The organism is Priestia flexa NBRC 15715 (assembly GCF_001591565.1).
Taxonomy (GTDB): Bacteria; Bacillota; Bacilli; order Bacillales; family Bacillaceae_H; genus Priestia; species Priestia flexa.
On the sequence record NZ_BCVD01000024.1, the window covers coordinates 18098 to 38279 of the forward strand.

20 protein-coding genes and 4 pseudogenes are annotated in these 20182 nt (G+C 37.2%); 6 read left to right on the forward strand and 18 right to left on the reverse strand.

Annotated elements, in window-relative coordinates; translation table 11 throughout:
• Positions 1 to 239: 239 nt before the first annotated feature.
• From BFL01S_RS06225 to BFL01S_RS06245, 5 genes are all read right to left on the reverse strand, one after another.
• A complete protein-coding gene (locus tag BFL01S_RS06225) occupies positions 240 to 986 on the reverse strand; it encodes an alpha/beta hydrolase (RefSeq protein WP_174521179.1) in 747 nt (248 codons plus the stop codon).
• A 91-nt stretch (positions 987 to 1077) separates the two neighbouring features.
• Positions 1078 to 2955, reverse strand: coding sequence for a molecular chaperone HtpG (gene htpG, locus BFL01S_RS06230; protein ID WP_061785187.1), 1878 nt, complete (start codon positions 2953 to 2955; stop codon positions 1078 to 1080).
• A 213-nt stretch (positions 2956 to 3168) separates the two neighbouring features.
• Positions 3169 to 3816, reverse strand: a complete 648-nt coding sequence (gene sigH, locus BFL01S_RS06235) for an RNA polymerase sporulation sigma factor SigH (RefSeq protein ID WP_061785188.1) — start codon at positions 3814 to 3816, stop codon at positions 3169 to 3171.
• A 338-nt stretch (positions 3817 to 4154) separates the two neighbouring features.
• Positions 4155 to 4433 carry a hypothetical protein gene (locus BFL01S_RS06240; protein ID WP_138116989.1) on the reverse strand — a complete coding sequence of 93 codons (279 nt, stop codon included), beginning with the start codon at positions 4431 to 4433 and terminating at the stop codon, positions 4155 to 4157.
• A gap of 79 nt (positions 4434 to 4512) precedes the next feature.
• Positions 4513 to 5787 carry an AAA family ATPase gene (locus BFL01S_RS06245; protein WP_061785189.1) on the reverse strand — a complete coding sequence of 425 codons (1275 nt, stop codon included), beginning with the start codon at positions 5785 to 5787 and terminating at the stop codon, positions 4513 to 4515.
• A 138-nt stretch (positions 5788 to 5925) separates the two neighbouring features.
• Here BFL01S_RS06245 and BFL01S_RS06250 point away from each other — a divergent pair, with 138 nt between their 5' ends.
• Positions 5926 to 6249: a winged-helix domain-containing protein gene (locus BFL01S_RS06250; RefSeq protein WP_061785190.1), complete on the forward strand. Its 324-nt coding sequence runs from the start codon at positions 5926 to 5928 to the stop codon at positions 6247 to 6249.
• Here BFL01S_RS06250 and fbpA read toward each other — a convergent pair.
• On the reverse strand, positions 6235 to 6459 hold the full coding sequence (gene fbpA, locus BFL01S_RS06255) for a Fur-regulated basic protein FbpA (protein ID WP_078989745.1): 225 nt from the start codon (positions 6457 to 6459) through the stop codon (positions 6235 to 6237). The genes BFL01S_RS06250 and fbpA overlap by 15 nt on opposite strands.
• Positions 6460 to 6601: 142 nt before the next feature.
• Here fbpA and BFL01S_RS06260 point away from each other — a divergent pair, with 142 nt between their 5' ends.
• The 3 genes and pseudogenes from BFL01S_RS06260 to BFL01S_RS06265 all read left to right on the forward strand — a co-directional run bounded on the left by BFL01S_RS06260 (position 6602) and on the right by BFL01S_RS06265 (position 7444).
• Positions 6602 to 6805: a hypothetical protein gene (locus tag BFL01S_RS06260; RefSeq protein ID WP_061785191.1), complete on the forward strand. Its 204-nt coding sequence runs from the start codon at positions 6602 to 6604 to the stop codon at positions 6803 to 6805.
• A 79-nt stretch (positions 6806 to 6884) separates the two neighbouring features.
• Positions 6885 to 7061, forward strand: a pseudogene (locus tag BFL01S_RS20995) (PLP-dependent aminotransferase family protein); the annotation flags it as partial.
• A 203-nt stretch (positions 7062 to 7264) separates the two neighbouring features.
• Positions 7265 to 7444 carry a DUF4083 family protein gene (locus BFL01S_RS06265; protein WP_061785192.1) on the forward strand — a complete coding sequence of 60 codons (180 nt, stop codon included), beginning with the start codon at positions 7265 to 7267 and terminating at the stop codon, positions 7442 to 7444.
• A 51-nt stretch (positions 7445 to 7495) separates the two neighbouring features.
• On the opposite strand, the gene BFL01S_RS06270 is transcribed toward BFL01S_RS06265, so the two are convergent.
• The 8 genes and pseudogenes from BFL01S_RS06270 to BFL01S_RS20890 all read right to left on the reverse strand — a co-directional run.
• On the reverse strand, positions 7496 to 8833 hold the full coding sequence (locus BFL01S_RS06270; protein ID WP_061785193.1) for an MATE family efflux transporter: 1338 nt from the start codon (positions 8831 to 8833) through the stop codon (positions 7496 to 7498).
• 15 nt (positions 8834 to 8848) lie between these two features.
• Complete coding sequence (locus BFL01S_RS06275) at positions 8849 to 9862, reverse strand: acyltransferase family protein (RefSeq protein WP_061785194.1); 1014 nt, start codon at positions 9860 to 9862, stop codon at positions 8849 to 8851.
• A gap of 97 nt (positions 9863 to 9959) precedes the next feature.
• The gene (locus BFL01S_RS20670; protein ID WP_169799843.1) at positions 9960 to 10109 is read right to left on the reverse strand and encodes a hypothetical protein; all 150 of its coding nucleotides are present in this window, start codon (positions 10107 to 10109) and stop codon (positions 9960 to 9962) included.
• A gap of 47 nt (positions 10110 to 10156) precedes the next feature.
• A complete protein-coding gene (locus tag BFL01S_RS06280) occupies positions 10157 to 11002 on the reverse strand; it encodes a hypothetical protein (protein WP_061785195.1) in 846 nt (281 codons plus the stop codon).
• Positions 11003 to 11082: 80 nt separating this feature from the next.
• Positions 11083 to 11487, reverse strand: a complete 405-nt coding sequence (locus BFL01S_RS06285) for a GNAT family N-acetyltransferase (RefSeq protein WP_061785196.1) — start codon at positions 11485 to 11487, stop codon at positions 11083 to 11085.
• 138 nt (positions 11488 to 11625) lie between these two features.
• Positions 11626 to 12567, reverse strand: a complete 942-nt coding sequence (locus BFL01S_RS06290; protein WP_025910999.1) for a nuclease-related domain-containing protein — start codon at positions 12565 to 12567, stop codon at positions 11626 to 11628.
• A gap of 137 nt (positions 12568 to 12704) precedes the next feature.
• Positions 12705 to 13547, reverse strand: coding sequence for an N-acetylmuramoyl-L-alanine amidase (locus BFL01S_RS06295; RefSeq protein ID WP_061785197.1), 843 nt, complete (start codon positions 13545 to 13547; stop codon positions 12705 to 12707).
• Between the two features lie 100 nt (positions 13548 to 13647).
• Positions 13648 to 14072 (reverse strand): annotated as a pseudogene (locus tag BFL01S_RS20890) (EamA family transporter); the annotation flags it as partial.
• Here BFL01S_RS20890 and BFL01S_RS06305 point away from each other — a divergent pair.
• Positions 14063 to 14482 (forward strand): annotated as a pseudogene (locus BFL01S_RS06305) (aminotransferase class I/II-fold pyridoxal phosphate-dependent enzyme); the annotation flags it as partial. The pseudogenes BFL01S_RS20890 and BFL01S_RS06305 sit on opposite strands and share 10 nt — an antisense overlap.
• An 84-nt stretch (positions 14483 to 14566) precedes the next feature.
• Here BFL01S_RS06305 and BFL01S_RS06310 read toward each other — a convergent pair.
• From BFL01S_RS06310 to helD, 3 genes are all read right to left on the reverse strand, one after another.
• Entirely contained in the window at positions 14567 to 15010 is a 444-nt protein-coding gene (locus BFL01S_RS06310; RefSeq protein ID WP_061785200.1) for a cell wall hydrolase, read from the reverse strand.
• A gap of 69 nt (positions 15011 to 15079) precedes the next feature.
• On the reverse strand, positions 15080 to 15856 hold the full coding sequence (locus BFL01S_RS06315) for an SDR family oxidoreductase (RefSeq protein WP_061785201.1): 777 nt from the start codon (positions 15854 to 15856) through the stop codon (positions 15080 to 15082).
• A gap of 294 nt (positions 15857 to 16150) precedes the next feature.
• Entirely contained in the window at positions 16151 to 18487 is a 2337-nt protein-coding gene (helD, locus tag BFL01S_RS06320) for an RNA polymerase recycling motor HelD (protein ID WP_061785202.1), read from the reverse strand.
• Between the two features lie 395 nt (positions 18488 to 18882).
• Here helD and BFL01S_RS06325 point away from each other — a divergent pair.
• Positions 18883 to 19245 (forward strand): annotated as a pseudogene (locus tag BFL01S_RS06325) (DEAD/DEAH box helicase family protein); the annotation flags it as partial.
• A 246-nt stretch (positions 19246 to 19491) separates the two neighbouring features.
• On the opposite strand, the gene fsa reads toward BFL01S_RS06325, so the two are convergent.
• The gene (gene fsa / locus BFL01S_RS06330) at positions 19492 to 20133 is read right to left on the reverse strand and encodes a fructose-6-phosphate aldolase (protein WP_061785203.1); all 642 of its coding nucleotides are present in this window, start codon (positions 20131 to 20133) and stop codon (positions 19492 to 19494) included.
• Between the last annotated feature and the right edge of the window lie 49 nt (positions 20134 to 20182).

A 20182-nucleotide genomic window follows, 5' to 3' on the forward strand; every position in this document is an offset into this window, starting at 1 on the left:
TTATGTTCATTCTTCAACAACCGTAATAGGAAAAATATAGTTTTTAAATCTGAAACTTTCGAAAAGTAATTTCGTAGTACAAGTAGAGGTGAATTAAGTATGGATACTTTTTGGGGGATTTTGATCGTTCTAGCATTACTTGCGCTGTCTCTTGGAATAGCAGCTTGGGGAGTTCTTAGGATTATGAAATTAACAAAAAATAAGTAAAGAGCTCCACACCTAAGTGTAGAGCTCTTTACTTATTGATAGTCTTTAAAGAATTTCAACGATTCATCGATGATGATTTGCTGATCGTTATCTAATGTCGCCACGTGGTAGCTATTTTCAAGCGTTATAGCTTTCTTCTCAGCTGAGCTGATGTTTTCAGCTATGTATGTGCTATTTAGCGGTGGAACAACGTGATCTTCTGTGGATACAAAAATCAGGGTCGGGCAAGTAATTTTGGGTAAATCATTTTTAACAATTCCAAGCAGCTTATATAGTTCTTTAAGTGACGCGACAGGCGTTTTGTCATAACCGATTTCATCTGCGTTTTCTTTTTTAACATCAGATCCAGCTGAATCAAGAAAACGAGTATGAGGATCTGCTTCGAATGCCTGTGGATTTAAAGCAGGAATGTCAATAGCTGCGTTTATTGATACAATTCCTTTAATTTCGGGATGATTTTCTGCCATATAAAGCGTCAGTGTGCCTCCCATTGATAAACCGACCACAAAGATGGTATGGCAGCGCTCTTTTAACCATGCATAGCCTTCTTCTACCGATTGAATCCACTCTTGATAAGTTGACGTTTCCATATCTTCGTAGTGCGTGCCGTGTCCTTTTAAACGGGGACCACAAACCGTATAGCCAGCTTTATGGTAAGCTTCCCCCAAAGGCCTCATACTGTGTGTAGTACCTGTAAAACCGTGCGATACTAAAATACCAATTTCGTTTCCTTCAAAGTAAAACGGCTCTGCGCCTTCTATTATTGGATATTTTGTCATAAAAATCCCTCCCGCTTTTAGTTTACCAAAAACCATTTGTAAATCGTTACATTTTTGCATTGAAAAAGGAAGCATTTCTGCTTCCTTTACGTTATACCATCACTTTACACATGTTGTTTGTAAATTCAATCGGATCTTCAAGCGGTAAACCTTCAATAAGAAGAGCTTGGTTGTAGAGAAGATTTGTGTAAAGCTCTGCTTTTTCTTTATCCTGCTCAAACGCTATTTTTAACGCTTGGAACACGCTGTGACTTGGATTGATTTCTAAAATCTTGTCCGCTTGTACCTGCTGGTTATTTGGCATTGCTTTTAAGATTTTTTCCATCTCGATTGTTACGTCACCTTCGGTTGATAAGCAAACAGGATGAGTTTTTAGACGTTTAGATAATCGAACATCTTTCACTTTTGTTGCTAACATTTCTTTCATATACGTAAGAAGCTCTTTGCTGTCAGCTTCTTCTTCTTTTGCGCTTTCTTTTTCATCTGCTTCAATTCCTAAGTCACCGCTTGAAACAGATTTAAATTCTTTATCTTCATAAGACATCAGCATCTTAATCGCAAATTCATCCACTTCATCGGTAAAGTAAAGAATCTCATAGCCTTTATCAAGAACCATCTCTGTTTGTGGCATTTTTGAGATGCGGTCATACGATTCACCAGATGCGTAGTAAATATACTTTTGGTCTTCAGGCATACGTTCAATATATTCTTTAAGCGTTACAAGCGTTTGCTCTTTTGATGAATAGAACAATAGTAAATCTTTTAGCGTATCTTTATTTGCACCAAAGTCGCTGTACACGCCGTATTTTAGCTGGCGACCAAATGTACCAAAGAACGTTTCATACTTTTCACGATCATCTTTTAAAAGGGATTTCAACTGACTCGTAATCTTATTTTTAATGTTTTTCGCAATCAGTTTTAGCTGACGATCATGCTGCAGCATTTCACGTGAAATGTTGAGCGATAAGTCTTCTGAATCAACAAGACCCTTCACAAAGCTGTAGTAGTCTGGAAGAAGGTCCGCGCATTTGTTCATGATTAATACGCCGCTTGAATAAAGTTCTAGGCCTTTTTCATATTCAGGAGAATAGTAATCAAACGGCATTGTTTCTGGAATATATAAGATAGCGTTGTAGCGCACCATTCCATCCACGCTAATGTGAATGTGCTTCAGCGGTTTGTCAAAACCATAGCGCTTTTCTTGATAAAACGCGTCGTAATCCTCATCTGTTAGCTCACTTTTATTTTTACGCCAAATTGGCACCATGCTGTTAATGACTTGTTCTTCCGTTACCTGTTCAAACTCAGAATCGCTGCCTTCTTTTGGTTTGCTCTCAGTAACGTCCATTTTAATTGGGTAGCGAATAAAGTCTGAATACTTTTTAACAATAGCTTTTAAGCGATACTCTTCTAAATACTCATCATACTGATCTTCTTCCGTATTTTCTTTAATCTTTAAGACGATTTCTGTACCAACTTCGGCTTTTTTACAAGGCTCAATCGTATAGCCGTCTGCTCCTTTTGAATTCCAGCGGTAAGCAGTATCGCTTCCAAGTGCTTTTGACGTCACGGTTACTTCATCAGCAACCATAAATGCTGAGTAAAAACCAACGCCAAATTGACCGATAATATCGTGTCCATCTTTTGCTTCATTTTCAGCTTTAAACGCCAAAGAGCCGCTTTTCGCAATTGTGCCAAGGTTGTTTTCCAACTCTTCCTGCGTCATGCCAATACCTGTATCTTTAATGGTAAGCGTACGTTTTTCTTTATCTGCCGTTACTTTAATAAAGTAGCGATCTTTTTCAAATGATAGTGAGTCATCTGTTAACGCTTTGTAATAGATTTTATCAATCGCATCACTTGCGTTTGAAATGAGCTCGCGTAAGAAAATTTCTTTTTGAGAATAAATCGAATGAATCATCATGTCGAGCAGTCGTTTTGATTCAGCTTTAAATTCTTTCTTTGTCATAAAAAATCTCCTTCCCGTTGCATGAATATGTAGATGATTAGCACTCTTTTGTCCGGAGTGCTAATCACTATTTAATTATCATATTTTTGATAAATATGTCAATAGATTTTATTGAAAAGAACACCGTAGTTTAAATAAGGATTCTATTATGTAATCTGATATTTCCAATAACATCAAAAACAGCATTTAGGCGTCTAAATGCTGTTTTTGATGTTAAATTGCTTGCTTAATTTGTAAGTTGCGCTCGAGCTTTTTCTTCACGCGCTGCAGGGCATTATCAATTGACTTTACATGCGTCTGTAGCTCGTTAGAAATCTCTAAATAAGATTTCCCCTCTAAGTGAAGGTTTAGTACATTTCGTTCTAATTCGCTTAATAATTCAGAAATTTTCATCTGCATATCAAGTGATTTTTCACGGTTAATCAGCATCATTTCAGGGTTTGTACGATTTTCTTCTGATAGTAAATCTAAAAGTGTATAGTTTGATTCATCATCCGAAAGCGGCTTGTCCAACGACACGGATGAGTTAAGCGGTCCGTGTTTTTGACGAGTCGCTGTTTTAATAGCTGTTAAGATCTGCCTTGTGATGCAGAGCTCTGCAAAACTTCGGAATGAACTCGTTTTATCTTCTTTAAAATCACGAATGGCTTTATATAAGCCAATCATGCCTTCTTGAATAAGGTCTTCTCGCTCAGCACCAATGAGAAAATAAGGACGTGCTTTTGCTCGTACAAAATTACGATAGCGATTAATCAAGTGATTGAGCGACTCATCATCGCCTGTGTGTGCTAATTCGACTAGTGTCATGTCTTCTAGTATTTCGTAGTTTCTCATCATCTTTAACTCAATGTGAATACTCATTTATATCCCCCCGTTGACCTCTATTGAATGTTGATGTAGATTGCTATTTTCTGCTTTTCTTTCAAGGGTCCATAATGGCAAAGTGACATAAAACGTAGTGTCCGTTTATTAGAATGAATACTGTTTAGTTTGAAAACCCAATGCACACATCAATTAACGGTGACGTCAAACTTATTCCCTTGAATGCCTCTCCCTGGATATTAGTATACAGACTCTTTTTTGAAAACGTTGTCGAAATGTGAAAGTGTTTACAAAAAATTCTAATATATTTATCTGAAAATTTAAACTTTTATTAGCGAGCTCTGTCGAATCGCCTTATGTAGCTAAAAAACGACTGCTTATAAAGGATTGTTTTGAACCCATCGACAAAAGAGGTTACAGGCATCCCCAGCGTTTTTAACATTCCCTAAAAAAATGCCGAATGTTTCATGAATGTTTCCTTTTTTCTTCATTTCGTCCGACAGTAAATCAGTCCCTTGAAAAAACACATCCATTGTTCCATTTTTTCGTTCCAAAGCAATGCCTTCTAAATACGCTGTGTTCTCGTCTTGCCAGCTGTCTACGTGCAAGTGATTACCCGTGTAGTTTTCATGATTAAAGTAAAAAAGGTTCATCATACATTCTCCTAATCTTCGAAAAAACCAATTTTACACTAGATCGTAAAATTGGTTTTTTATGTTACAAAAAAGTATTAGTTTAAAATCCAATATTCGCTTCATCGTTATTTGACCAAGCATTACGCTGGCCTTTTTTATTATCTGCCTTTAATTCGTTACAAATATCGATGATGTTGACATTATCTTCATAATGTTTTTGAAGAGCAATGCTGTTATACAGCTCATTAAGCTGCGCATATGAAAATTCATTGGTAGCAGAAACAAGCTCTTTAATTTCTTCTGCCGTCAAAAGATCCCTGCTGTTTTTCTTCACAAGATACTGTTCGCGAAGTCTCGGTGTTGGAAGCTTAATTTCATAAGCGCGGTCAAATCGCCCGGAGCGGTTAATAAGCGCGGGATCAATACGTTCTGGATAATTGGTTGTGCCGATTAAGTAAATCCCCTCTTTAGATGTCGCGCCATCAAGAGTATTTAAAAAGACAGAGCGAATTCCTTGAGGCATAGAGTCAATATCTTCAATAACGAGCACCATCGGACTCATTTTTGCAACGGAAGAAAATACTTCTTGAATCGAATAACTGGACGTATACTCAGTAATTTGCCAATAGGCAACGGGAGCTTCAATACTCGTTGCAATCGATTTGACAAGCGTTGTTTTACCGTTTCCAGGCTTTCCATACAATAAGATTCCACGTTTATATGGAATTTGATACGTATGAAAAAACTCTCCGCCGTTTGTGAAAAATTCGTCAATAGAACGATAGATTTGATTTTTGAGCTTATCTTCTAAAAAAACTTCGTCCCGCTTAACAAGCGTTGTAATCTTCTCTTTATGATTTTCAACACCATCTTCTGTATCAATAAAAATGGTCACGTAATCTTTAATATAGTCCCGCTTACGTTTTAACACATAGTCTAAAAAGGATGATAAGCTTTCTTCACTTGATGCCAAAATGTAGTCATACTGAGTCAATTCGTTCTTTTGAAAAGCAGGCATACGCACAAGCGCTAGGTTATGCTTTTCATAATAATAAAGGTGATTGTAGAGCGATGGTTTTAAAATAAGCTCCATTTCTTTGTCTGTATGATTGGAAGAAATAATCCCCATTTCTAAGCAGTCAAAAACGGAAGCGAGTTCCGTAACACTTTCAGGGTGAAGCTCTAGATCTTCTTCAAGTACTTCCCAAATCTCATTAGACGTATCGCTATCAACATATAGTTGGAAATCGTGACCTGTCTTTGTTTTTAAATACTCTTTAATCTTCTGAACAGGAAAAGCGTAGCTGTAGTACTCAGGCGCTTCATCGATTGTCTTAGCTGAAAATTGAACTAAAGCTTGTTTCGTTTTTGTCATGTAGTGTCTCCTTCAGGTTTAATATGTCTAATTATACAACATTTTACATACTTTGACTTCTTTTATGTACATAACGTTAGAACATTTGAAAGAAATAACAGAACAACTATGCGACAGTAAAAACGAAGAAAAAGAGCATTGAAATGGACCATTCTTGAACTAAGTGATTATCAAAAAGACCAGAACCAATCAGATTCTAGTCTTGAAGAGCTTGGGATGGATGAGTTGATTTTATTGAAGGGCATTTATGCGTTAACTAGGCAAGGAGTTACGCCTAGTCGCAAGCGTTTGGTTGAGTTTGCTGAAGCATCCCACACGCCTCTTTCTGAGCAGCAGGTGCGCTATCGTTTAGAGATGTTAGAAGAAAAAGGATTAGTGATGAAGCAAAAAGGACGTGGTGGCACAAAATTAACTCGAAAAGGTTATGTAGCGGCTGAAAAGCTTGAGTTATCGCTCTCCTAGCACGGAGTTAATGCGCTGCTTCTGGATTTCTGTGTACATCGTTTTTAATTCGAGCATAGAAAGCTCATATAAATGTCGACCATCTTTTGCCTTATAGCATCCGTAATTAATGAGCTGGTGTAGTACTCGTTCACGCTGGGTTTCTAGGTGTTGTTCATAGGATTGCATGACCGCTTCCCCTTTCGTTGCTTGTTTTTTCTTTATTGTCATTATCTTATATTTGTAAGCACTCTCTATCTTTACCCGATGTTTGCGATTAAAAACATGAAATAAAAAAGATTGAATAGGTATAGAATAGGTATAGAATAGGTAGAATTCGTGAAAAAAAGATGAAATGCTCTGGAGTGATGTAATGAAAGAACATCTACGCTTAGCTTGGTTCGCTTCGTGGTTTGCTTTTATTGGGCAAGTCCTTGTCTTTTTATGTGTTGCGCTGTTTACAGGAGAATGGCGCTACCTCTTGTGGAGCTTTCTCATTAGCATGACGGCCGGGTTAACGGGAATAGTGGTAACAAAAAATGCTGCGGAGAAACGTGAGGGTAAAAAAGAACGCTAAACAAGCATCCGACATACTCCTTCAGATGCTTGTTTTTGTTTTAGATTAAAAGAGTCCTATTATTAAATAAACAGCAGTTCCCCATATAAATAAAGCACTATTTCTTAATTTGCTAAAGCAAAATGTTCTAATTAATCCTGGCTACATTTATGAAACAAGGGATCTATATCATATTGGTCTGTCGTATGCGTACGCGTCATTAGAGGAATTAGAAAAGGGGTTAAATGTTTTATTTGAAGTGTGTAGCGAATATTAAAAACGAAGCAAGAGATATTTTATCGAGATTGGGATAAAGGCAGAATAAAGCAGAGTACAAAGGAGTTACTTTTGTTCATTCTGCCTTTAACTTAGAATCTTAATTCTATTTATACTACCAATTTACTATTCCACCTACTTTTATATGTAATTTTATGTTAAAATAATGGTTATATTTTCATTTTTAACGGAGGATTGTTTTATATGAGTACGTACAACATTGGTGATATTATATTTCAACTCGTGACTTTTGGACTTATCGTCTTGTTTATTGCACTTCTAGTATTTTTGTTTCGTTCATTTTTAAAGAGCAGAAAACAGCTTAATCGAATAGAACAACAAGTGAAAGAGATTACTGAGAAATTGAATAAAGACAAACAATAATAATAAAACCCCTCCTATTTCCAAAGACAATAAGAGGGGTTTTACAGTGCTTTATTTAGAAGCAAAAATTTGTTTTTGATCCCACTTTCCATATTTGTAATAAACAAATGCGATAATGCTGCTTATTACAAAACTTGTACCCATGCCAAGTCCGATACCTGTTTCACCTAGCCACTTAGCGAATAAATACGTGAGCGGATAACGTAGCACCCAAAATGAAATAATGTTTAACACAAGAATTGCAAACATCGCTCCTGACGCTCTTACAACTCCGTTTAAAATAAAGTTAATGCCAAGGAACGGATAAAAGAAAGCGACGACTTTTAAATAATGTGTACCAAACGCCACGGCTCCTTCGTCTTGAATAAATAGACGAGTCGCCCACTCTGCTAAGAAAAAGATAACCACAGCTACAAGCATCATTATTGCAAAGTTATATACAACTCCATATAGGCCTATTTGATTCACACGACTCCACTTCCCTGCACCGATGTTTTGCCCTGCCATACTGCTCACAGACGTTCCAAGCGCCATCGCTGGAAGCATAAGAATGCTATCTAAGCGTTGAGCTGCGCCAAATCCAGCAACTGCGTCGTTACCAAAAGATGTAACAACGCTCATGATTGCCATAACGCCGGCTGAAATAACGGTCATTTGTAGACCGGATGGAATACCTAATTTAAAGATAAGAGCCGTTTCTTCTCCCTTGGGTAAAGTAGGAATTGAAAACGGTACAAGCTGCTTTTTAAGAATATACATGAGACCATAAATGAACGCAAAGCCTTGAGATAAAATGGTTGCATACGCAGCTCCTGCAATGCCTAAATCAAACGTCCAGATAAAGATTGGATCAAGCACAGCATTTAAAATAACCGAGATAAACACAAATCGCAGCGGGGTTTTACTATCTCCTACTGCTCGTAGTACAGTACCGATAAAGTTGTACCCGAACAAAAATAAAATTCCGACAAAGTTAATTTGTAAGTATGTTGTAGCGTGGACAAGCATTGTTTCAGGAGTGCCCAGTAACTTCAAGATTGTCTCTGAGTTTAAAAAGCCAATGACGCCAAGTAAGATTGCTAAAGCCGATAATATCACAACAAACGCATTTAAATAACGAGATAGCCCTTCTTTATCATCGTTTCCTTTTTGCTGAGATAAAATTGTTAAGCTGGCATTATTAATTCCAATAATAAATGATAAGATCGTAAAAATAACGGTACCTGAAACCGCAATGGCTCCTAAAGCATCAGACCCTAATAAATTACCGACCCATAGACTATCAATGAACTGATAAGATACCTGAAGCAAATTCGTTAATAGCACTGGCGTTGAAAAGAAAATGAGCTGCTTTAAGATTGAGCCCTCAGTAAAATTGTATTGCTTCATATAACTAAAACTCCTTTAGTGACTATAATAACTCCTATTCTTTTCTTTGCTTGTTCCATAGATTTTGCCTAAGAAAACGCGTCTGGCAACTAAAAAAGAATTAAAAATCATATGGGCACAAAAACTGATTAGTAAACTAACGACTCCAATGATAAGCGGATGCAAACTAATATTTTCGCGCAAAATAATTTGAATTGGAACGTGTAAAAACATAATCGTTAAAGATGCTTGTCCAAATTTCTCAAACACTGCGCCCAATATACTACTTTGAATAAGTTTACTGCCTTGTATCAATAGCAAAACAATAGCTATTGGCAATAAAAGATCAAGACCAAAATGATTATACATATTTACTTTTAAATCCAGCTCGTAGTTTAACAGCCTGCTGTAATCTAATAAAATGACTAAAAGAATAAACACGCTACAGACTAGCTGCGTAATTTTATTGAGCCCAGTAGTTAATCGTTCTTTAAAGAAATAGCCAATTGCATAATAAGTCATAGCCATTAGAACTGTATCCATACTCCAAGGCATAATAAATTGTGTGTGAATTTTTGAAACAGAATACAAATATGCCATTACATAGATGGTCATAAAAATAACTATTTTTATTAGCTTGGATTGTATAAAGAAAACCAAATAGCCGAATAAAATTTGTGTTAAAAGTAAGCATGGAACAAACCAAAAAACGCCGTAATAAAAACCTAGTGCTCTTCCTCCATATAGAAGGGATTCTAAAGTGGAAGGAATAGCCGCAAAGTCATTAGTCTTCCATGTAATATATCCTAGAATCAAAAGCCCAAATGATACGTATGGAACCATAAGGATAATCGTTTTTTTGACAACCCACCTATTTAATGAATTAAGACTTTGTTTTTCAAAAAATAAATAGCCGCTAATCATAAAAAATAGCGGCATATGAAACCAAAATAGATAATGCTGCGCCAGTTCGTGTCCACTGTGACTTATAACGACAGCAGAAATGCCAACCCCCTTAAGGACGTCAACCCACCTCTTATGTTCTCTCATGTGAAGTACCCTTTCTTTTTAACTATAAAACTTATTGAACTACGAACAACAAGAAAAGTCAAAGTGTTGCAACACCTTGACTTTTCTTGTTAGATCATCACCCTTTATTCGTATATACGTTGCGAAGCTGATAGTCACATTGTGAGCAATGATAAATGACGTTTTGATTGGACTGTGCGGTTAACACAGATCCTAATTCGCTTGCAGACTGACATTTTGGACAGATTACAACCGGTTGCTTCATCATCTACACCTCCATTCTTATAATGGAGTGAGAAGAGAAATTTCATACGGTTAATATATATAGTCTCTCGCTAAATCAGACTGAATAACATCCTTATAGGCTAAGCCGTGCTCGCATAATAACGCTTTTATTTTTTGAACAAAAGCAGGAGAACTTTTGGGTGATACGTATATCTCTGTAAATAAATGAGCCAGGTCACAGCGTACAAGATTTCCGTGCAGATGAGAAAATGCAAAAGATCTTTCTTTTAAAGCGTCCATACGCGATTGCCATTCGCTAGCATAGATTTCTTCTTTAATAAATAGCTGTTGGCTCTTCCATGCATCAATGCGACTTGCGATAATAAGCAACCGCAGTTCGTTTTCATAGCTGTACGATTTTCGCTTATAAAAAAGCGTATCAAAGATATTTTCACTCACTTGCTTTTTAGCAAAATCAATGTACTGAACTTTACGCGCAAAAACTTTATAGCGTAAATCCTTAATACTTCCTAATAATCGGTCGTATGTCGTGCGAATGGCGATGCCATCTTGAGATTTCAAAAACAAATCCCACATCCCTGCTGACTCATGCTCATTTATATGCCAAGAGGACAATGCAGAAAATTCATAGACCTTTTCAAGATAGCTTTTTAAATCTTCAGTGGTTGCAAACATGGATTTATCAACATCGCGCATATTCCACATCATGTAATTCGTAGAAAGAGGATCTAGAAACGCAGTGGGCTTTGTGAAAAATAGTGATTTTGTAGATAGCAAGGACTCAAAATGATCTGCGTTCATATAGCGCCAAACAGTTGGATTGTCGTTAATCTTGTACTGCTCATCATAATAGTCATAGCTTGATTCAAAGCCCATCGCATGGTGCGCGGCTTTGTCTTTATAACCTAGATCCATTCATTTCACCTGCTTTACTATAATCATCGATATTTACATTATAGCACCATATCAGGATATTTTTTCAAAATCAAACAAAATTATAGGTGTCTTGACATAATAACATAGTCAACGCCGCCCTTTTGAAACGTCTCATTAGAAGGCGTTAAACCAAATCTTTTATAGTAGGTGGTCTTGTTCTTTCTGGCGTTGCACCAAATTATTTTTGTATTCATCTCTTTCGCTTCATTTATGACGTAATTTAGTAAAGTCGTACCGTAGCCTTTTCCTTGACGACTTGTATCAGTTGCAAATTTACGAAACTGAGCTGTATCACCTTGGACAAAGAGTGAGATTACTGAACAAAGCTCATTATGATCAAATAGCCCGTAATGAATTCCTTCATGATCGTTGTCTATTTTCACATACTCAATATTCTTATCCGGCCACATTACGCTTTGCCTAAGTTGCCACGTGTCTTCTTTTGAAATTTGACGAACATTCAATTGGTTCCCATCCTTTCTTGATGAAAAAAAGTGCTTATAAAAGCACTTTTTACACAACATATTTTAGGTATTTACTTTCCATTTTAGTCAATACGTATACTACTCTTTTACCTTAGTAAGCTGTGTTCGTTTTAACAACTAGGAATGAATGAAATGATAACTTGCTTTTTCAAGCGTTTCTTTAAACATCTTTAAGTCTTCTGTTGTATAGATAGGCTGTTGTTTTAACTGTTCAGTGAAAAAGACAGATAGGTCATCTTTAGTAGAAAAGCAAAGTGAATGGTTTTGTGAGTAGTTTTTTACACTCGTATTATAATCACCGTTAAAATAAACGATTGGTGTTACTACAGGTATATCGCGACGTAATTTTTGCAAGTAAGACTTTAAGCTAGCCGCGTGTTGCTGGACTTCTTTTCCAGGATGAGGCTTACTCATTACTTTAATCTCACCTTCACTTGTTTTCGTAAATACAAAGGTTTGTTCTTCTGTTCGTGCTACCCGAGTGGATAGTGAATCGACTAAAAATGACAGCTCATGAATCTGGTCTTTTCGAATACCATAAAGAATATCTCCGCTCCAGTTCTTCACTTCAATCAAATAAATACCAGTTTTCATTAAAACAACGTGGTCAATTTGTCGAATAAATAGCTGTTCGTTCATGTAATAAGGCATAAAAACGTTTCCCATAATAATCATGTCATCAGCTGTAATCTTATTTTTATGAATTAAGTTTGTTTGTAATGTCGTTAACGTTTTATGAATAACAATTTCACCTTTATTTTTCGAAAAAGCTTCCAAGCTTTTTATATACTTTGTCGATTTAATTAGCTGAGCCGTATGTTTTTCTCGTAAATCTCTGATAATATTTTTGTAGTGCTCTTCTTTCTCTGTTAAATCAGCTTGTTTCTTCTGTTTGTATTCTTCTTCACAAGCAGCGATGGAAACAGCCGCTTCTTTTTGTGCTAGCTCCAGCTGGGTAACATACTTCTCTTCGACTTGTACATTTCGGCGATAAAGGTAAATACAAGTCGTTATTAACCCTAGAATTAAGATTGTGCCAATAATATAAACAATGTACATACCTCTCCTCCTTATGTCTATTATAGAATTTTTTTCCGTCTATAAAAAGAGATTCAAAAAAAATGAACCTAAACACCTACTCTAAAGCGCTATTATAAGCGAAAAAGAGCTTAAAGATAAGCCCTTTTTCTACTTTTTCATGAAGGAATCCTAATTTGTTGACCAATTTGAAGTGCAGATGGGTCAATACCTGGGTTCGCTGCTTGGATTTGTTGAACTGTTACGCTATACATCCTTGCGATTTTATACAGCGTATCTCCTGCTTTTACTATATATGTGCGCACAGGAACATAGATTTCCTGGCCAATCTGTAGAGTAGTTGGATTAACGCCAGGATTCGCATTTCTCAGCGCTTCAACGGTAATGTTATACATATTCGCAATTTTATAAAACGTATCTCCTGCTTGGATGGTATAAACCGTTGATTGGCGAACAGGTAAATTTAAATACACCGCAATCCCTCTTGCGTATGCATTTGCCATCGCTTGTAAGAAAGCTTCATTTTTTAAAAGATTTGCATCCTTCGTTGTGTCAATAAACGCAATTTCAGTTAAAACAGCTGGCATATTCGTTAAGCGTAAAACCGCAAAGTTTGCTGCTTTTTTGCCTCGATTTGTATGGTTGTAAGCTGCTAGTACAGGAATGACCTGTTCGTGCACGCGATTGCGATAGTTTACGGTTGCTGAGCTGACGGATCCATTGTAAATATAATCCTCATAGCCTGTACCACCACCAGCGTTTACGTGAATAGACATGAATACATCAGCTCCCCAAGCATTTGCTTTAGAAGCGCGTTCTGACAAACTTAAAAACGTATCCGTTGTGCGCGTTGTTTGAAGTGTAAAACCAGTATAATTTGTATTCAAAAAACTAATCATGTATTGCTGAAGCTTTAAAACAAGATTTTTTTCTAATAAGCCATTACCGACTGCACCTGAGTCCTTGCCGCCATGGCCGGCATCAAGATAAATCTTTTTCATATGACTTGTCTCTCCCTTCTCTATTAGCTTATGAAAGATGGGAGAGTTGGTAACGGATACAAGCCTATAAACTATTCTTTTCTATACATATTTACGGCATCTATCTTGATTGTTTGATTGATGCAGAACTTTTCTTCGTGACTCCAGTATTTTTACCTACAATGACTGCTATTACTACAACCACAGCCGTTACAATTGTAAAGAATGTAATAGATTCGTTCAAAAAGAGCGCTGCAAAAACAATCATCAGAAACGGCTGTAGATATTGAATTTGACTTATTTTTAAAATGCCGCCCATCGCCATTCCGCTGTACCAAGCTACATAGGCTAGAAACTGACTGACAAAGAGCCGATTAAGCTTGAAATCCAAAACGTAAGCGAAGGAGCTTCATTTGCTCTAATGATCGCAAAGCCTGCTGTGGCTAAGGGTAAAAGTGCTAATTCTACAGCTCCGTGAGATACAGGTAGAGTTTTCATTGCCCAGCTCGTAAGTAAAGGAAACGCCAAAACAGTACCAAGCGATAGATCTATATAAAGAAGAACTATTTACTTATTCTGAACAGCAAGGTCTTTATTCACTACGAGTTCAGCTTGTGAACTATTTGCAAACTCTACAGGTTTTTACCAATCCAGACAAATTATTTATTGTATCTGGCTCTCAGCAAGCTCTTAATCTATTAGTCTCAATGCCTTTCCCAAATGGAAAAAGCAATATTCTCATTAAGCAGCCCACGTATTTTGGCTTTATTGAATCCGCTACCCTGCATCAAGCTGCTACTTTTGGTATTGAGCTAGCCATGGAAGGAATTTACCTTGAGCGTCTAGAGTATATATTTCGAAACAATGATATTAAATTTTTCTATATTGTACCGAGATTTCAAAATCCCCTTGGACATAGCTATACTAATGTAGTAGAAAATATCGTGTTACGCCTCAAAACTTTTTGCGGTTTTAAAACAAAAAAAGAGCTCATCTTTAAAATATAAAGGCGATGAACTCTTTTTTATTTTAAATTAACTTTACGATCCAGTATACACACTGTCACACGTATTCGGCTGCGGCTCGTAGTAGCAGTGGTTTTTATATTGACCTGCAAATGGCTGGCCGTACCAAGTTGGAGGACACGGACCGTATGGGTTAAAATACCAAAGCGCATATTTTGCAGGATACTCACGCCAAAAATCAAGCGTTTTCTTGGCTAATCTTTTCTCTGTACTTCTTGCTCGTTGATAAAAAGCATTCCCTTTTTGAACAGCTTCAAAGGAATAGTTACCTCCTTGCACTTGATAAATAACCTGCGGAATTGTTCGTAGACCTTTAAAGTCAAGGCAATTCGCTTTTACTCGGTTTACAATGACATTTCCAACGTATAACATTCCTTGCTGTCCTTCACCTTCTGCTTCCGCTCGTATCATTCTAGCCATTAATGCAACGTCTGAATCCTTATACTGAACTCTTGGCATAGTCTCACCTCAATCTATAGTATGAAAAAATGCCAAAATTGATGTTAGCGGACAAGAAAATTGATTTATTTACAAAAAACCACCGTCAGAGTGAATAATTTGTCCGGTAATCCACGCTGCGTCATTACTAGCTAGAAAGGCAATAAGTTTTGCTGCGTCAGTAGGCGCGCCAATCCTTCCCATTGGAAAGCGAGGTAGTAAAGTTCGCTTTAACTCTTCATTCATCCAGCCTGTATCGGTTGGACCAGGGTCTACAGCATTTACCGTAATATTTAAAGAAGCAAGTTCAATCGCGATTGATTTTGTAAATGTAGATACTGCACCTTTTGTTGCGATATATGCAAGGTTTCCTGGTTCAGGTGATTTATCTTGTCCGGATACCATATTAATGACTCGCCCACTATGTTTGCCATCCAATCGCCGCGCAAATTCAGCGGTTAAAAGACAGGTGGCTCGAACGTTCACTGCATAGTGATTATCAAGAACTTCTGCATTTAGATTCCGGAAGTCTACGTCAATGGAATGAGTGGCATTATTCACCAAAATAGAAGGTGTCCCAAGTCGCTTTTGAACTTCTTCAAGAAGCTGTGCTGGTGCATCAGGTTTAGATAAATCAAGTGCCAGCGCTTCGCATCTTACGCCATATTTTTTAATTTCGGTTACTAACTCTTTTGACCAACTTGTATCTTCTTCTTCAAAATAGTCCATTTGTCGATCATAAGGAGACCAGTGAGTAAAGAAGATATCTGCCCCCACTTTGGCTAGCTCTATACAAATGGCTGAGCCTATCCCTTTGCTTCGACTTGCTCCTGTTATAACAGCAATTTTGTTTGTTAATTTAGACATATTTGCATCTCCTTGCGGACGCGCCAACCAACGTACGATTGGAGATATGGACTAACAAAAAAAGCAGATGCTAATAGGCACCCGCTCTTTTGTCTTCTCATACATAAGCTTAGGCGTATCCTATAATGGTAACAATGAAAAACAACCCTTTCGTAAAAAAAGGGAATTTGTCTATTCATTTTGTTAATTAACCATTATTGAATGCCAGCCATCTGCATTATGCTCCTTCCATATATCTCCATGATAATTCCATCATAACCCAATATTTAGAAGAAGTAAATATCTTTTATTGCCCTAAGCGTCAAGCGCTCTTTCAAGAAGGGCTTTGTCTAAAAACGGACTTGCTTTCCCTACGCTGTATAGGTGAAGATCATGCATGGCTCTTGTGCAAGCTGTGTAAAAAGTACGGCGTAAACTTTCTTCAGCGTAGACTTTCTCTGATGCGTTGTAGATGATAACGGCATCAAATTCAATTCCTTTTGATAAGTACGCAGGAACCACTACTACTCCTTGCTCATACTCAAGAGAGTTGCTTTTTAACAACTTCAGATCTTTAATGCTAGCTAAAGATAAGTACGCAGATGCGCTTTCTTCTGCAGACTTGCAGATAATCGCAATACTGTGATAACCCTCACTCTTGAATTCATCAACCTTTGACGCAATTGCTTGGTGGAGTTCATCATAATCTGGCAGCTGTGTAAGAGCAGGTCGTTTACCTTCGCGCTCAAATGGAACGATTGTTTCTCCATTCGGCACAAGCCTTCTCGCCAGCTCAATGATTGGTTTTGTCGATCGATAGCTTCTTGTAATGTTAATCAGTTCCGTTTGCTCTTCACCATAAAGGTTCGTTAATAGTTTAAAGTCGGCATTTTCACTTGCATGAGCAAAAATGGCCTGGTTGAAATCACCAAGTACTGTCATTCGTGCAGCTGGAAATAAACGTTTTAAAAACTCAAACTGAAACGGCGAATAGTCCTGCGCTTCATCAATGACGATATGCTTAATAGCGCTGTTTATTTGAAACCCTTCAATGATTTCTTTTAGAAGTAAAAACGGCGTAGCGTCTTCATAAAAAAGCTTATCTTTCTCTAACGTATCGACCGTGATGTCACAAATGTCAGGCCAATTAGCAGGCGCCTTGTCTTTTAAGTGTTTCGTTATTTCAAGAGAATTCGTGAACAGCTGTTTGTATATTCCGATAAAATCAATAAACTGCAGCGCTTTAATTTTGCTTCGCAGCGGCTTTAGCTTTTGACGCACAATCAGCCTTGCAAGCGCTTGTGGTTCCATATCGTAATCAGCGGTGTCTTCTCTTTTAAATCCGCGTTTTTTAGCTAAATACGCATGTGCTTTATGATAATCTTCATTGCTTAAAAGCTCGATTTCGTCTTGAACCCAAGGCTTTTTGCTTTCGGTTTTTTGAAAGTCAGTTAGCTGCTTCAATAACCAATCTCTTAACTTTTCAAGTCGATTATGAAAGCGGAGAGATGTATCAAAATTGTAAAATCGTTCTACCATTCCTTCTGCTGTTACAACTGCTTTCCCTCTAAACACAACGTCGTTAAATAGCATCCCTTCTGATTCAAGCGATTTTCTGTAGGCTTGAACAGCTTCGAAAAAGCGTGTAGATGCTTTGAAGCGTATGCTTGCGAGCCTCGATTGATAGAAAGATGTCTTTTTAGCTGTTAAAACATATTCTAACTGTTCATACGGCGTTTCTACTTGAAATGCTTTACTTAAGCGGTGGTCTAAATACTCTTGAAACGTCACTTGCTGCATATTTTCTTCTCCAAGCTCTGGTAGTACGTTTGAAACATAGCTACTGAACATAGAGTTAGGTGAAAATAGAATAATTTGATCTGCATTGATGTGATCTCGGTATTTATATAATAAATACGCAATTCGCTGCAGAGCTGCCGAGGTTTTTCCGCTTCCAGCTGCCCCATGAACAATCAATAACCTTCCTTTATCGTGACGAATAATTTTATTTTGTTCTTTTTGAATTGTCGCAACGATATTATGCATTTGCTTATCCGTACCTTTACCTAAAACCTGCTGTAAGATTTCATCTCCAATGGTCAAACTTGTATCAAACATGGATTGGATGATCCCGTTACGAATAAGATACTGCCATTTCTTTTCAAGCACACCTTGAATCATACCGCCTGGAGTCATGTAATGAGCCGGTCCAGGCTGATAATCATAATAGACGCTTGAAATAGGCGCTCGCCAATCGTAAACCAAAAAATCATCTCCAGTTTGATCATTAAGAGCAGCAATTCCAATATAAATGCTCTCAGGAGCTGAATCTCCTTCTTCTGTAAAATCAATACGACCGAAATAAGGAAGTTCTTTCATCCGATGCAACGTGGATAATCGCTTAGAGGAATGTTTATGTGTACTTTGAGTTACTGATAGCGCCTGAGCTTCCTGACGTAACCCAATAATCGTTTCAAGGTAATCATCAAACGTATCCGTATTTACCTTAACCTCATCCCAAAAGTGCTTGCGAATATGAATGACTTCTTCTTTACGCTTTGTCGTCTCTTCTTCTAGCTTATTTATTTCTTCATTAATTCTTTCCGTAACGTCGTCTACGCGCTTTTGTTCCTGCTGAAGTTCCGAACCCATCGCAAACACCCCTTAAAAAATAGTTGACTAGCGCATCATTTCTATATTATAATTATAGTAGGGAAAATTATAATCGATAACAAATATAGATACGCATCTATACTAATTTATCATGAAATTGTTTTGTTTTCAAGATGTTCAGCAGAAATATAAATCCAAGGATGAGGGTATTGTATACCTTCATCCTTTTTTAATGCTTTTTTGAGATAAGCAGAAGCCGTGGTTATGAAGAAGCTATGCTATCATTCTTGATTGGAGTTGGTGCAATTCCGCACCTCTACGGTAAATTGTTAGTTGTTGGAATCTCTTCTTCCGCTGTTTGTTTATTTGTGATAAAATTCACCAAATGTATATAATGATAATCTAGTAAGCTTACGGCAGAAAGGAGAAACTAGATGAAGTTCGTTCTCATATTCGGCCCACAGGCGGTTGGGAAAATGACGGTAGGACAAGAGTTAGAGAAAAGTACGGGACTGAAGCTGTTTCATAACCATATGACTATTGAGCTTCTTGCTCCTTTGTTTCAATTCAACGAAGAAATGTGGAGATTAGTAGATTTGTTCCGTAAAGAAATCTTTGAAGCTGTTGCAAAAAGTGACGCAGAAGGTATAATTTTCACTTATGTATGGGTGTTTGATATGCAAAGCGATTGGGATTTTGTTAAAGAAGTATGCGACATTTTTGAATCAAAATGCGGTACGATATATTTTGTGGAGCTAGAAGCGGATCTCAACGAAAGAATTGACCGAAACAAATCAATTTCAAATTTAACCCCATAATATGGCTTAGATGTAGTTGGAATATGAATCCCTTTAATTGTGATATTCTCTACTGAATCTATATATAGTTCCAAACCACGGGCAGTCTTAATTACTTTACTACTTAATAAATCCATACTAATTAACCCCTTAGTCGTATTAATATCCTTATAATGAGAAGGAACGTTAACAATTCTTAAACAGCTAACGTTCCTTCCATTAAATAAATCGTTTTAGGTAGAGAAATTAGCTCTTAACAGCGTTTTTCCAATCAGCTGCAAACTTTTCAATTCCCTGCTCAGTTAAAGGATGTTTCACTAGTTGTTCAATGACAGCATAAGGAATTGTTGCAATATGAGCTCCAGCAAGCGCTACACGCGTCACATGATCTGGATGTCTGACAGAAGCCGCAATAATTTGCGAATCAATGTTTTGTACGCGGAACAGCTCTGCAATTTTTGATACAAGGTGGACACCGTCTTCTGAAATATCATCTAAACGTCCTAAGAATGGAGATACATAAGTAGCACCTGCACGCGCTGATAGAAGTGCCTGGTTCACGGTAAAGATGAGTGTTACATTTGTTTTCACGCCTTTTTTTGAAAGGTAACGTGTTGCTTCCAGGCCAGGGATTGTCATTGGAAGTTTGATTGTAATATTTTTATCTCCGCCGTTAATTTTAATTAATTCTTCTGCCTGTGCAATCATTTCTTCTGCAGTTTCAGCATCCGGTGTTACTTCTGCTGAAACTGATTCTACTTCAGGTACTATTTTTAGAATTTCTTCAATGCGATCTTCGAACTTTACGCCTTCTTTTGCCACTAAAGATGGGTTTGTTGTCACACCGGATAAAACGCCTACTTTATATGCTTTTTTAATATCTTCAATGTTTGCTGTATCACTAGTGTTGCATTAAAATAATTTCAGTTTTAAAAAC

Bases quoted from the DNA above. Each gene is read 5' to 3' on its own strand.
- BFL01S_RS06225 (WP_174521179.1), bottom strand. From the start codon at position 986: ATGACAAAATATCCAATAATAGAAGGCGCAGAGCCGTTTTACTTTGAA.
- htpG (WP_061785187.1), bottom strand. From the start codon at position 2,955: ATGACAAAGAAAGAATTTAAAGCTGAATCAAAACGACTGCTCGACATG.
- sigH (WP_061785188.1), bottom strand. From the start codon at position 3,816: ATGAGTATTCACATTGAGTTAAAGATGATGAGAAACTACGAAATACTA.
- BFL01S_RS06240 (WP_138116989.1), bottom strand. From the start codon at position 4,433: ATGATGAACCTTTTTTACTTTAATCATGAAAACTACACGGGTAATCAC.
- BFL01S_RS06245 (WP_061785189.1), bottom strand. From the start codon at position 5,787: ATGACAAAAACGAAACAAGCTTTAGTTCAATTTTCAGCTAAGACAATC.
- fbpA (WP_078989745.1), bottom strand. From the start codon at position 6,459: ATGACAATAAAGAAAAAACAAGCAACGAAAGGGGAAGCGGTCATGCAA.
- BFL01S_RS06260 (WP_061785191.1), top strand. From the start codon at position 6,602: ATGAAAGAACATCTACGCTTAGCTTGGTTCGCTTCGTGGTTTGCTTTT.
- BFL01S_RS06265 (WP_061785192.1), top strand. From the start codon at position 7,265: ATGAGTACGTACAACATTGGTGATATTATATTTCAACTCGTGACTTTT.
- BFL01S_RS06270 (WP_061785193.1), bottom strand. From the start codon at position 8,833: ATGAAGCAATACAATTTTACTGAGGGCTCAATCTTAAAGCAGCTCATT.
- BFL01S_RS06275 (WP_061785194.1), bottom strand. From the start codon at position 9,862: ATGAGAGAACATAAGAGGTGGGTTGACGTCCTTAAGGGGGTTGGCATT.
- BFL01S_RS20670 (WP_169799843.1), bottom strand. From the start codon at position 10,109: ATGATGAAGCAACCGGTTGTAATCTGTCCAAAATGTCAGTCTGCAAGC.
- BFL01S_RS06280 (WP_061785195.1), bottom strand. From the start codon at position 11,002: ATGGATCTAGGTTATAAAGACAAAGCCGCGCACCATGCGATGGGCTTT.
- BFL01S_RS06290 (WP_025910999.1), bottom strand. From the start codon at position 12,567: ATGTACATTGTTTATATTATTGGCACAATCTTAATTCTAGGGTTAATA.
- BFL01S_RS06295 (WP_061785197.1), bottom strand. From the start codon at position 13,547: ATGAAAAAGATTTATCTTGATGCCGGCCATGGCGGCAAGGACTCAGGT.
- BFL01S_RS06310 (WP_061785200.1), bottom strand. From the start codon at position 15,010: ATGCCAAGAGTTCAGTATAAGGATTCAGACGTTGCATTAATGGCTAGA.
- BFL01S_RS06315 (WP_061785201.1), bottom strand. From the start codon at position 15,856: ATGTCTAAATTAACAAACAAAATTGCTGTTATAACAGGAGCAAGTCGA.
- helD (WP_061785202.1), bottom strand. From the start codon at position 18,487: ATGGGTTCGGAACTTCAGCAGGAACAAAAGCGCGTAGACGACGTTACG.